The 12,283-nt window shown below is 60.4% G+C and carries 16 protein-coding genes; all 16 read right to left on the bottom strand.

Annotated features, from left to right (window positions below):
- Positions 1-8 precede the first annotated feature (8 nt).
- The 16 genes from FDY98_RS25035 to FDY98_RS24960 all read right to left on the bottom strand — a co-directional run bounded on the left by FDY98_RS25035 (position 9) and on the right by FDY98_RS24960 (position 12,232).
- Positions 9-722: a conjugal transfer protein TraG N-terminal domain-containing protein gene (locus tag FDY98_RS25035; RefSeq protein WP_155706344.1), complete on the bottom strand. Its 714-nt coding sequence runs from the start codon at positions 720-722 to the stop codon at positions 9-11.
- Complete coding sequence (locus FDY98_RS25030) at positions 722-2,284, bottom strand: conjugal transfer protein TraH (RefSeq protein ID WP_196518354.1); 1,563 nt, start codon at positions 2,282-2,284, stop codon at positions 722-724. Before FDY98_RS25030 ends, FDY98_RS25035 begins: the two co-directional genes overlap by 1 nt.
- A gap of 110 nt (positions 2,285-2,394) precedes the next feature.
- Complete coding sequence (traF, locus tag FDY98_RS25025; RefSeq protein ID WP_196518352.1) at positions 2,395-2,658, bottom strand: conjugal transfer protein TraF; 264 nt, start codon at positions 2,656-2,658, stop codon at positions 2,395-2,397.
- Positions 2,659-2,671: 13 nt separating this feature from the next.
- Complete coding sequence (gene traF / locus FDY98_RS25020; RefSeq protein WP_155706341.1) at positions 2,672-3,289, bottom strand: conjugal transfer protein TraF; 618 nt, start codon at positions 3,287-3,289, stop codon at positions 2,672-2,674.
- Positions 3,286-3,741 carry a metal-dependent hydrolase gene (locus FDY98_RS25015; protein ID WP_196518350.1) on the bottom strand — a complete coding sequence of 152 codons (456 nt, stop codon included), beginning with the start codon at positions 3,739-3,741 and terminating at the stop codon, positions 3,286-3,288. The genes traF (FDY98_RS25020) and FDY98_RS25015 overlap by 4 nt, the downstream gene beginning before the upstream one ends.
- 66 nt (positions 3,742-3,807) lie before the next feature.
- A complete protein-coding gene (locus FDY98_RS25010; protein ID WP_155706339.1) occupies positions 3,808-4,461 on the bottom strand; it encodes an ERF family protein in 654 nt (217 codons plus the stop codon).
- 494 nt (positions 4,462-4,955) lie between these two features.
- Complete coding sequence (locus FDY98_RS25005; protein ID WP_196518348.1) at positions 4,956-6,092, bottom strand: DUF7146 domain-containing protein; 1,137 nt, start codon at positions 6,090-6,092, stop codon at positions 4,956-4,958.
- A 95-nt stretch (positions 6,093-6,187) separates the two neighbouring features.
- Complete coding sequence (locus tag FDY98_RS25000) at positions 6,188-7,585, bottom strand: DNA cytosine methyltransferase (protein ID WP_155706336.1); 1,398 nt, start codon at positions 7,583-7,585, stop codon at positions 6,188-6,190.
- Positions 7,586-7,676: 91 nt separating this feature from the next.
- Complete coding sequence (locus FDY98_RS24995; RefSeq protein WP_155706334.1) at positions 7,677-8,339, bottom strand: hypothetical protein; 663 nt, start codon at positions 8,337-8,339, stop codon at positions 7,677-7,679.
- A 52-nt stretch (positions 8,340-8,391) separates the two neighbouring features.
- Positions 8,392-8,763, bottom strand: a complete 372-nt coding sequence (locus FDY98_RS24990; protein ID WP_155706333.1) for a hypothetical protein — start codon at positions 8,761-8,763, stop codon at positions 8,392-8,394.
- Between the two features lie 136 nt (positions 8,764-8,899).
- The gene (locus FDY98_RS24985) at positions 8,900-9,202 is read right to left on the bottom strand and encodes a hypothetical protein (RefSeq protein WP_155706331.1); all 303 of its coding nucleotides are present in this window, start codon (positions 9,200-9,202) and stop codon (positions 8,900-8,902) included.
- Positions 9,203-9,361: 159 nt separating this feature from the next.
- A complete protein-coding gene (locus tag FDY98_RS24980) occupies positions 9,362-9,715 on the bottom strand; it encodes a hypothetical protein (protein WP_155706330.1) in 354 nt (117 codons plus the stop codon).
- A 98-nt stretch (positions 9,716-9,813) separates the two neighbouring features.
- Positions 9,814-9,963, bottom strand: coding sequence for a hypothetical protein (locus tag FDY98_RS24975; protein WP_196518346.1), 150 nt, complete (start codon positions 9,961-9,963; stop codon positions 9,814-9,816).
- A 2-nt stretch (positions 9,964-9,965) separates the two neighbouring features.
- Entirely contained in the window at positions 9,966-10,223 is a 258-nt protein-coding gene (locus FDY98_RS24970; RefSeq protein ID WP_155706327.1) for a hypothetical protein, read from the bottom strand.
- A gap of 442 nt (positions 10,224-10,665) precedes the next feature.
- A complete protein-coding gene (locus tag FDY98_RS24965) occupies positions 10,666-11,328 on the bottom strand; it encodes an SOS response-associated peptidase (RefSeq protein WP_155706325.1) in 663 nt (220 codons plus the stop codon).
- A 640-nt stretch (positions 11,329-11,968) separates the two neighbouring features.
- Positions 11,969-12,232, bottom strand: a complete 264-nt coding sequence (locus FDY98_RS24960) for a hypothetical protein (protein WP_155706324.1) — start codon at positions 12,230-12,232, stop codon at positions 11,969-11,971.
- Positions 12,233-12,283 lie beyond the last annotated feature (51 nt).

Here is a 12,283-nt window from a genome sequence, read left to right as displayed (position 1 = left end):
AGCCTCATTCAGGTTATTTCCCAGAACCCCCACGCATTAGTGGAAGTGATTAGGGTCACCGGAGAAATCTGTCCATTAAAGATATTCGGCAGTGCGCAGTCGTTGATGAAGCTCTGGATACTCGACCGGAGGTAAGGGTCACTCAACCGGATATTCCGCATATCATTGAGCATGCTTGCGGCCATCCCGACTGGGGCGCCTTCAGAAATCCTCAAGTTTTGATAATCAGGCGTCGTGAAGTTTGTTTCTATCCCTCTGGTTGCCCACATGCCAATCTCAGATATAACCACGGCTGGCAAGCCAATGGCGGCCGGCACACCCTGTACCTGCTGGCTAAACTGGGGGACACCAGCACCATCCCATACCATGTCCTCGACATAGATATTGATTTTCAAGCTGAATAGCAGATAGATGGTCAGCAACATGCCGCCAAAATAGAACGCTATTTTATGAAAAGCGCCTGAAATTATCCCCGTAAAACTGAGCGTCAAAAAACCCACCAGGGCCAGCACCATCGTCAGGTTCCTGAATCCCGGGTTCGAGGCTGGATCGGTCATCCGCTTGATTGCCTCGAGAATCTGCGCCAGCGCGTACCCATTCCCATAGCCGTAGAAGGTCCAGGTATCTGCACCTCCTCCTGGCGTCAGGACATTATCGGCAATGGCCAGGCCCGGCATCGCCAGCAGTGCAACGCCCAGGCAGAGTGTGATCCAGCGAGCCATCAGTTCACCTCCCGTGCCATGTCACGCGCAAACTGCATGCCGGAAAGCCCCATGGCATGGAGGTTGCGGAGGGTAGAGCGATTGATGCGATCGACCTGGGACATGATGTTCTCCTGAACCTCGGCCATGATGTTGATCTGCTGGGCCTTCTCGGAGGTGAGAACGATCAAGTCGTTCTGGGCTTCACGGAACTCACGCAGAACCTCCGCGGGCACTGCTGTGTTCATCGACGTGCTTGCCGTGGCTTGCACGGCATGCCGGATATACTCCACGGAGATCATGTACGCCAGGATCATCGCGTTCCCAACTACGAGGTCATAAGCGAGATCCGGGTACGTTGCCGCGACATTGACCGCCTGGTAAAGCGGGAAGGGCGCCGCGGCAATGATCGCCCGCTGAGAGTCCGTCAGACGCTGCCCTGAGGAGACGTTCGCGACGGCCCCCTCCAGTTCCTGAACCACGGTGGCCAGAAATCCCTGTCCAAGGGTGAGGTTGTTCACTGGGGTTCGTTGTGGCTCCCAGCAATCCTTAATATCTGAGCCGTTGCAGGTGTAAATCTCGATCACGCCGCTATCGGCCCCATCCCACACCTTGTCCTCGCAGTAATCGTTGATGAAGTCGGCATACTGGAGGCTGGCCGGCGCTTGCTGACTGCCACACAGGAAGATGTCGAGCATCGCGTCGGGAGTCTCGATGGTGGACGGATAGGTATTGGAATCCCCTGAGCCCCCGCGGTTGCGAACTTCCGTGCCGATCCAGCTCATCAGCAGCTCGGCGAAGATTTTGTTCTCGGCGCCCATGTTGTTGTTGCCACCGCGGCCGGGGGCAATGCCCGCTTCTTGCAGGCCCAGCCAGGTCCGGTTGCCGTCAATACTCATCGCCAGGGCACGGTCCCCCTCGTTGTTATCGAGGTGGCCTCGGATCTCAGACCCTGCGCTCTGGCGGGTCTCACAGGTATCCTGCTGAGCGGCGATCCAGTCGCTCTCGATGCCCTCGAACATACCCACGGAGCTACACCAGAGGTTCCCCACCTCCTGGGAGTAGTCGGGGAAGCCATCCACCAGCGCATTAGCGACTGCACAGCTGTCCTGGGACATCTTCGCGGCGGCCTGAGCCATTCGCTGCGCAAACTCGAGGACATCACCACAGATCGGGCACAGCTGCTTCAGCGCCAGCTGGAAGGCCAGGGCCACCACCCCCTGCGCGATCTGCTCGAGCATCTGCTGGATTTGCTGGCTGTCGATGTACGAGAAGCCCCCGAAGTGGGAATCTATCCCGTTACAGCCGACCTCCAGCCGCGGCGGATCGATATTCACCAGCGAGTAGCGATTCTGCGAGAAGCGCATGGTCATCCCGCCGGCCGTGTACCCATGGCGTGTCCGCGTCCTGAAGGAAGTGGCGTCTGTGGTGCTGCTGAAGGCGCCCCCGGCGCTCGAGAGGCGCCCAAAGGCATCCTGCAAGGCATTCGCCTCGGCCTGTTCGATGGAGACCGTCATGGTCGCACCGCTGAGCACGGCAGCCCCACCAAGGTGGCTAATTTCGTTTTTCGGAACATCAGTCATCTCCCTGGGGAATGCCGGCGCCGAGAGCGCCAGCAGAGCGTTCAAGCATGTCGGGCACACTGAAGTCGACGGCCGGCGTCGAACCGTCTGTGGCGGCATTCAGCCCCTGTTCAGCGGCCCTCTGGATGGCACCAAAAAACCTCTATCCGCGAGGTGATGCGCTGGGTGGACTCGACGCCGCTGGACACCCGGAACCACAGGTCGTCCTGGGGCAGGTGAAGCCACAGGTCGGGCACGGCTTCGATACCCAGGTGACGAGCGGCCTCGATGGTCTGGCCTGAGGCCTCACAGGAGTCCTCGAAGGCCGGCATGCAGGTGTAATCAAGCGGGGCGTTGTAGATCGTCAGTCCTGTGCGCGTGGCCAGCTGGGACATCACGGGCTGCATGTCATGACAGAATTGGCAACTGGCGCGGGAACCAGACAAGGAAGCCACCTTGTTCATCGATCTCCCTCATAACGGCATTCCTGCGCCCATCGCGTGCTCGGGACGCGGCTCGTAGGCCGAAGGACGATACCGGGCTATGCACCAAAGGGTTGAGATCCTGATTCTGGATCTGATTCCATTCCCACATGCGCGACATGGTGATTGCCTGATCTACCGCCCACCGCATGTATCGCTGAAACCGCTCAACAGACTCGGGGTTGTTCGGGTTCATGACAGACTCATTGAGCAGGGCATCGCGCTGCTTTGCTTGGAAATCGAAGTCCCCGCTGGGATCAACAAACCCGCACGCCGGAATCCACTGCTCAGGGTCGGAGCAATCTCTCTCTGGCTCCTCCTCTTCCATGGCCGGCATCTCAGGAATTGCCTCCTCTTCATCCTCGAGCTTGTCCTCATCCTCCTCGTCCAGATACCCCCAGAACCAACCACATTCGCCGGGGTTATTTCTGTCCAGGCAGGCCATGGCTGAGGAGCGGTCGGCATGCGCATTAAGCGCTAACCCAGCGGTCATTAGCGCCACGAATGACGGCGCCAGCAGCGTTCGCGCAAAGCGATATGTCATAGAACTAGACTCCGAAAGAGCAATACCGCGATCACCCAGGCCACCAACACTGGCCAGACCTCGGAGGATCGTGAATCCCACAGCTTGAGCGAGTGGCGCTTTCCGGGGTGCCAAACAGGCACCCCCGAGGGTGTACCGGCATCTCCCAGCACGTGTGATAAGGCGCCGAGGCTGAACCCCATCAAGACCGCCGCACCAAGCGGAGAGTAGGGGAGCCAGGCGATGCTGATTGCCAGCAGCACCAGCCACGGCGCCGGCCAATGTGTGATCGTCCGGTGGGGTATCAGCGTGAAGTCACCTCGCCGAATCTCCATCCAGTCGGGGGCGGTCGCGCCCGGGTAGGAGGCGGCCGTTACCGCGACACCCGCGGGCACGCCATACAGCGGTGTCACGATGGCGGCTGCCGACACCCCGAAAGCCAGGCCAAAGAGCCGATGTGCATTGCCTGTCACGTCCCCTCCCGATGATGGATGCAAGCAAGAAAGCCCCTGATCCAGAAGGAAAAGGGGCGTTGAAGGTCATGCGTGTTGTGCCTGGGAGCGCGCCAGCAGGCGACGACGCTGCGCGATCGCTCCTTTCAGGCGAGCTTCCAGGTGAGCATCCAAGTGAGCCGAGTTGACCCAGCGTTCCGCTGCGTTCAGTCGCTCGAGGTCCGAATGCTCTATTTCCGCCAGGATCGTCTCTGGGGAAGCCAGGCGCTGAGGCCTGCGGGCTTCAGGGTCACACTGGCCAGGATCTCCTGTTGGGAGAAGCTGAGCGGTGTTCACCCTGGACCGCTGTGCGGCATTGCCATCATCATCCGGCCCTTGCGCCAACCCCATGAGGGACAGCAGGCCATAACGCCGGGCATAGGTCTGTGCAGAAGCCACACCATGGCTGTCCCGGGAGTCGACTGGCATCTCACAATGAGAGCCAATAAACTCGCCGGAGGGACCATGAATCAGCATGGTTTCCATCACCACAGCATCCACCGTTCCCGGCACAGCCGCTTGAACCAGCGCCATTTCATGCCGATTCAAGACGCCGCGGATGCTGACGATAATGGCATTCAGGCTGGCGTAGCTGTTGTCGTACATTGGATTCGTGGAATCCGACGCTACCACACCACCCAGCTCAGCCTGGGCTGCTGCCAGAGCCCTACCGATATTGGCAATCGAGTCACTACGAATCATGTCGCTCTCCTCTCATCCCCCAACGAGGGGTCTCATGAGAGGTAGGGGGCGAGGTGACGTTAGAAGCAGGCGGGAAGAAAAATAACGATGTATCCCTTTGTAGCACCATGAAACGCAATAACACGCGGAGGACTGATGTTTTATGCGAGGGAACTTGAAGTACAGCGCGGGGCAGCCGAGGTCGGACTCGCTACCCATATAACCAACGAGAATAAACGCGACGAAAGCGCAGCGAGCCTTCATCATCACGACCCGGTGATGGACGCCCTGCAAAGTTCTGCTCCACCAGGCCTACTCAGCGTGCTGAGAGATACCGCAAGGGCATCCACATGGAGAAGGAGTTGAACAGAGATCGATGACTCTCTTCAGACAGCACTCAGGCGACCTGTAACGCCATGACAGAAGAATAAAAAAAGCCCTCCAAACATACGTTTAGGAGGGCTTGTCAATTTAAGCGGCCTGAGTTTCCTTCGTCATGCCAGAAAACTGACCACTCACGTACACATCAGCCAGTCGACACTCTTATCTTCGCCTGTGCTGGGTGCATTGGGGATGCGGACAGATGCCTTGACCCCTTTCTCCCATAGCCGAGCCTGGAGCGCTTTCGCAGCATCCTGGCCCGCCTTGCGGCCTTTCCGATCAGGCAAATCACGATCGGCCCAGATCACCACCTCCTGCAGGCCTTCTGGTGGCTCGAACGTGCCCATCAGCGAAGCCGACAGAACCGGCCACACCACCATGCCAGTCGCTGCCCGAACGGCAAGCGCGGTCTCGATGCCTTCCGCAATCCCCAGAACGCCACCAGAGGGCGCACCAAGACGAATGGCACCACCGCTGACCTCACCACCGTTCACCACAGGAAATAGCTTCTTGGCCTTGGCTACCGGCGCTTTCTGCACGATGCCATCAGCGCCCCGCACCAGATAGGTACGATGCACCGTGACCGGCTTGCCCTCGGCATCCCTGACCAGGGTGAGCAGAGTGGGGTAGCGGCCGACCACTTTGCCTTGCTCGAGGTAGGGGAGGTTCGGATGTACCCGGGCCTCACCTTCCAGCAGCGCCAGCATCGGTTTCACCGGCAACCCGCGGAACTGCAGGTAGCTCGCCATGATGAACCGGCCTTCTCCTCGGTTCAGCGGCAGAGCCTCCTGCCACCGCTTGCGAAGCGTTGGCCGAATGTCCCGCTTCTCCGCGTCGGGTCGCGCCGGCTGGGCCACCTTGGTCGGCGCCAGCGGCTCAACGGCACGTTCACCAAGCGCCCCCATGATCTGCTCCAGGATCTCCGGGAGGGTCCAGCCATTCAGCTCTTTGAGCAGGCTGAATCCATCCCAGTTGCCACAGGTGCAGATCGCCGTGCCACGCTTCTTGAAACCACGATCCAGGCGGAAGTCCTCTTTGCCGCCATGGATCGGGCAGTCCACGTGATGGCCAGGGCATGCCAGAGCCGCCTCGAGTTGCGGGCAGAGCGCCTGGAACACCGTGTCCCAGCGTCCCTCTGTGGCACGCTTCACGTCAGCGATCTCATACTTGTTGCTATTGCGCATGATACTCTCCTCTCTCATTTCCGGTCGCCCGGATCTCTCAAGGAGGTAGGGCCACCTGTGACGCTTACCTGGAGATAGGGGAGGCACTGCCATACGCAGTGGCTGTTTCGCATGCGAAACAAACCAGGAAGGAAAAAGCCCCTTCCGAGGAAGGGCTGAAGGGGAGGAAGGGCTCGTTCCGGCTACGCCGCTAGGCGGGGAGCTTGGGAGACAAGGCCACCCTTGAGGTGCTGCTCACGAAGTCGCTGTAAGCAGTCGCCGAGGAGGCGGCCAACTGCGCGGAATGCACAGTGGACGACCCCTTGGCCCAGAATTTCATGGCTGACAGTCTCAGACAGGCCATGAATGAGCATTTCAGGGACGGTCTTGACCCTGGCATGCTCCTCCTTGGTCAGCAGCCTCGAGAGGCCGCTGTCCTCGGGGTGACGGACAAACGGTTCTGTTGATCTGGCTTTGGCATAGCCGCGTCCGATCGTGCCAACCCCATCTTCCGTGCCATCCAGCAGCTGCCGGCGGAACCCCTTACCCGATGAGAGATCACGCGCCTCCTTGGCGGCGAGATAGTCATAGGTCTTGTATCGGGCCTCCACAGCCTCATGGGGCTCCAGCACCGCCGCGAGAGACGACTCGCGCTGACGTGCTGGCTGCAATGCCTCGAGGTCCACCTCGATTCCCTTGCTGACAGCCACCATGCAGAGCCGATCACGGCGTTCCAGGGCACCCAGGGCATGGCCATCTAGGATGGTCTCCTGAACGTCATACCCGATCCCGGTGAGGACGTGTCGAATCACCATCATGCTGGTGGTCGACTGGTACGGCGGCACGTTCTCCAGCAGCACCATCGCCGGCCTCAACGTCTGAATCGCATTGAGGAAGGCCACGAACAGGCTGCCGGCCGTTTCATGGGCCTCAGCGCGGTCCAGGCCGTTCTTGGCCCTACCCGACAAGCTGGCCCCTGTGCAGGGCAGTCCCGCGCAGAGTAGGTGGATCGGGGGGAGCTTGTGCCACTCCACCCCCTCCATCGGCCCCTCGATGGCAATGCTGTCGTCATCCCAGACCGGGTTGTTGGCCAGCGATGCCTCGAGATATGCGCCTTCCAGCTCATTGGCAAAAGCCAGCCGGGAGGGTATCCCTGCATCCGCCAGGCCAGTATGGATCGCATGATCCAGGATGCCGCCACCATGGGCGATTGAGCCGATTTCCAAGGGCTTCCCCTGGGTCAGGGACTGCAACAGCCGCCCCATCCGATCGGACTCTGCCAGGTCATGATGGTGAATCGTGATGTCGACGCGGTTGCCCCGCACCACGACCCGCACCCGCTCCACGCGACCCAGCGCCTGCGCCAGCTCACCCGCGGTGATGTCGATCACCGGCAGGACGGCCTCACCACGCTTGCGCCGTGACACCTTGTAGGTGCCCTCATCGGTGAAGTGCAGCGTCAGGCTCTTCTTGCCGGCCACGAGGTTGAAGCGCTGCCCCGGGGAGATCCCGGTTCGCGCCAGGCGATTGCCCTCCAGCCACAGACGCTTCTTGCCACGATGGTCACCAATCTTGGTGTAGATCACAGTGCTCTTGCTCATTGCGATTGCTCCTCTCTCATACCTGCAGGCGTGCAGGCCTCAAGGGGAGATAGGGAGTCCGGTGACCTATGCCGGCCGGCAGGGGCCACACCTAGCAGCAGGAGCCGCGGTGCTCTTCAATCGAGGCCTCTTCCTCGAGGCGATCGGCGGTTTGATGAAGGTCGGCCACGAGGCCTGGGCGGGCACCTTTGGCTTGAGCTTCCGCCGCCTGTGCGCGTAGCTCGGCGGCTCGCTGCCTGGCGAGGTAGGGCGGGAAGGCATGGATAGCAGGGCAGGCTGGCACAAACGTCATGCCCGGGGGAGAGAAAACGAGGCGAGACACCGCTCGGCCGTAGTTGTCGAACACGGTGGCACCTTCCAGATAGCGGGGATCATCACCGCCGACTTCCCAGGCCTCGAGCAGCTGACGTGAAGCATGCTGCTCGACGTGCGCGAGTGTCGTGGCCAGGTCGACGTGATGGTGGTGGGGCTTGAGGTAGCTTGCCATGTGGGGCAGCCATGGGCATATCGGCTCTCTGCGCTTACCCACCAGCCGCACGCGAGCAACGTAGGCCGGCTTGGGAAGTGAGACCAGGGCATTGAGCATCGAGCGCTCTCTCGCGCAATCCAGGCCCAGCGCTTTCTTGTGAGCGATCGCCTTGGACAGAATGGAATGCTCGACGCGATACCAGGCCGCGAACTGCATGGCATCGGCTAACCGTGGATGGCGCTTCCCCAGTAACCGTAGTGGCAGGGAGCGAAGCTCGGCCGTCATGGCTGTACTCAGTATGAAAAAGACCCCACGGAGTGGGGTCTGTTGAATAAGCTCAGGCAGCTGCCTTGATGGCCTGCACAAGCTGGATGCCTCGGGCTAAGGCTTCCTGCGCCAGCTGAGCGGCATGCTCATCAAGATGGCTGTTGGTGTCGGTGATGTTGACCTCGACACCTCCAAGGGACGCAGCACAGTCATCCAAAACCACTGTCTGACCGGCGACATCCACGCTCACCTTTGCGCGAAGGATTCCGAAAAACCACTCATCATCGCGCCACCGCTGCCGGGTCTTGTCGCAGTAGCAGTCGGAATGATCCGGCGTGATGTCAGGGTCTCGGTCCAGGAGCACGGTTACCGTGAAGTCACCGTGGCTGCCCTCAACCGTGTCGGAGCAAATGGCAAAGTTGTCGAATTTCGTGAGTTCCATGGTCTCTCTCCTCTCTCATTCCTGCGGATGCAGGTCTCAGAGGGAGATAGGGGAGGGGGTGACACTCGGCCCGGCACTTGGCCAGCGAAGGAAAAAGCCCCCTCATGGAGGGGGCAGGAATGCGAGCCAGAAAGGCCTACCACGCCATATCTCGCGAGGCGACGGCTTTCCTGTAAGTTTCATCAGCCAGCAGGGCCGCCAGCTGATCAAGGGCTTCATTGCCAGGGGCATCATTGACCAGGACGCCACGGCGTTCAGATCGCGCTTCCGGGAAGGACAACAGCATACGGCCTGAAGCCGCTGCCGCCTCTGCCTCGAGGTGCGCGATGAAGCTCGGCATGTCGTCATCTTCGTCCACACACCACAGGTGCCGTGAGGGCGCCTCGTAATCGAGGCTGACACGCACAGTGACCTTGAAGCCGCCGACAAACGCCGTCACGGTATCGCCGGCATCACACAACCGCCAAAACTACCAATATCCATCTCTGTCTCTCATCCATTCCTACGGGGTAGGTCTCGGGAGGAGATAGGGCAGTCCATGACGCTGGTGGTCAGCTGGGAAGAGAAAGCCCCCTCGAGGAGGGGGCTAGGAAGGGCATCAGGCAGCTTCAGCGAAGGAACCTGCCATGTGCATCGCCTTGCTGAGCGCGGACTGCGCCAGCACGGTGGCAGCCTCATCCAGGTGCTGATTGGATGGGTCGTTGACGATCATGCCATGCCGGATCACTCGAGCCTCAGGCACCCGGATCTGGTAGCCATTCACCGCGATCCAGACCTCAGCTTCGAGCTGGGCAATGAAGCTGAAGCGGTCTGGGATCGCCATGACACGCAGCATCTCGTCGGTAGGTGCCTCGAAATCGACCCGGGCTGACACCTTCACGGTAAAGGCGCCAACAGTGGCTTGAACGCTGTCACCTAGCATCACATCGTTGCCGAACGTGGTGAGTTGCATCGTCGTCTCCTCTCATTCCTGCGGGATTGCAGGTCTCGAGGAGAGGTAGGGAGCCGACTGACCTTGGTAAGGCAGTGAGACACCATGGAGTGGTGAGGCTAGGGCGCACCGGCCAGCAGGGACGCAACGTGGGGATTGGCATCACGACCGTCACCTTCCACCCCTTTCACAGAACACCCCAGGGTTTGGCCTGCCCAAAGAGCCACCGCCGCAGAGCGGCTTACCCCTGCATTGCAGTGGATCAGCAACTTCACCCCTGTGGCGACTGACGCCACCTCCCGATCCAGGCACTAATTTCCTTTGCCTGCTCGTCTGTCATCGGCTCCTCGCACCCGAAGCCCTCCCCGGGCACGACATCATCAAATGTCATGGGGAGCACATCAGCCCACCCCCGTGGTAGGCGGGGCTCCCGCTCATCAACCCCGCGGATGGAGAGCAGCACTGTGCGTGAACAGGCCACTCGGCGCTCCACGTCACGTCGACTGGTGTACTCGATACTTTCGATCATGGCTGTCTCCTGCGTCAGGCGCCCATGGTGGTGGGCAAAGGGATGCCGAAAAGAAGCGGCTCTTCAGGGTAGGGGGCGCACTGCCGGTAGGAACAAGAAAGCCCCAACTAGCAGAGCTAGAAGGGGCTTGAAGGGTACTGCTAAGAATCTGATCAGCGTTGAGCTGCAGATTTGCTGCGGAGCAGCTTACCTTGGGGCTGAGGAGCCACAAGGATGCCTCGAAGGGGCTGGCAGGCATGCTGACGTAAGCGCCCTAACGTGGAAGCCGAACAGCCAGCGGGCCTTGTCCAAGCATCCTGACAACCAAACCAGCGAGGTGTGGGAGAAGCACTCATAGCGCTCTCTCTCATCCCGTTCATCGAACGGTCTCGCCAATAAGATAGGGGCAGGGGTGACGCTCGCAAAGCCGTAGATGAAAATAAACCGTAAATAAAGTAGTGTTTCAGCCCTCGGGAGGGCTGATGGGAAGGATCAGGTCAGCGCTGTCCGCGGCGGTGCTGTTGACGGCCTGGCTGACCGGCTGGATGGCCAGGCTCGCGATCGGCACCGGGCGTAGGCGTTGCTTCAGCGTCTCCCGGTCATGGATCTCAGTGCTCAGCCAGTCCTCGGCGCCAGCTCCCACCACCACAGGCATTCGACTGTGGATGTCCTTGGCGAGGCCCTGGGCCGGCTGTGTGACGATCGCACAGCCAAGCTGGCCGTCCGCCAGTGTCGTGAACACCCCCGCCAGCAACAGCAGGCGCTGCGAGGCACCGTGGAAGAAGAACGGGAGCTTGGCATCGCCGTCATGCCGCCATTCGTACCAGCCGTTGACCGGGATCAGGCAGCGGTGGCGGGCGAAAGCACCTTTCCAGAAACGGCTCGAGGCCAGGCTCTCCGCTCTGGCCACATGGGTGCGTGGCGCGTCTTCCGGCGCCCAGCGCGGCTTGAAGGTCCACTGCAGGGAAGTGACTTCAGGCTCGCTGTCAGTGGCCGCAATAGCGACGATAGGCCCACCCGGCGCGATGTTGTAGCTGGCTGGTGGGAAGGCTGCCCTGGCGAGGGGATAGCCTAGCTGGCTGGCCACCGCTTGGGGCTCATCGAAAAAGGCAATGCGTCCACACATGGCTGGGCGTCACTTCGGCTGTCGTGTTGGATGTCCGATAGGTCATGAAAAACCCCCATGAGCATGGGGGCAAAGGGAATCCCGCTCTAGGTCGGGGTCACTGTTAGCTTAGACAGTAGCCGAATGATGGCACAGTCGCTGATATGCCAAGTCTGTGGTGTCCAGAAAGAGTGAATCACCATGCTCTTGGATCTCGTTCACTTGATACACCCCATAGAAAATATACGCCTCATTCTTCTTCCACGGCTCAGGCCCGTCGCCTCGACATGGAACATGGAAGTATCGGTCGTGATGGCTAAGCTCAATGCAGTCCAAGGCAAATATCGGCCAGCCCAATGTGCGAGCCTCCTTGGTCAAGGCCAATCGTCCTGAACAGATGTCCAGGTTCGCCGTCACCCACCGCAGATCGTCACCACCAATGAACATCTCGTCAGGGTCTACAACCTGTACGCATACCGTGACACGTGTGGGACCGCTGCTGGGGCGAGTTTGACTCGTATGCTGATAGCTCATCTATTTTTCCTCCTCTCATTCCTGCAGGCATCACAGGTCTCGACAAGAGGTAGGGCGCCCGCTGACCTAACGGCCAGCATCATGATCGGTCGCTTGGGCCATGTCGTAGCTGGCAGACGGGGGAGCGTCACTCATGCTGGCGCGGCGAGGCCGCATTTTGTTCCGCATGCGAAACAAAATCTGCCGGCGCCAGCTCGATGAAATTGAGCAGGAGGCAGTCCATCGCCCGGCGTGCCGGCATGCCGTCGCTGGGATCACCCGGACGGTCGGGATGAACCGCCTGACGCAAGGCATCGGGTATCTGCCTGGGAAGGGTCATCGCATCGATGTCCACCACGGCATTGCGCGTCACGCCGCCGACCTCATACACCACAAAATACGTCCGCTTCATCCTCTCCACCAATAGAGAGCCCCCCAGGCATGGCCATGGGGGGCGGAAGGG

Source organism: Halomonas sp. PA16-9 (genome assembly GCF_009728585.1).
Taxonomy (GTDB): domain Bacteria; phylum Pseudomonadota; class Gammaproteobacteria; order Pseudomonadales; family Halomonadaceae; genus Vreelandella; species Vreelandella titanicae.
Note: the sequence above shows the minus strand (reverse complement) of the source record. Positions and strands in the feature narration are given on the sequence as shown.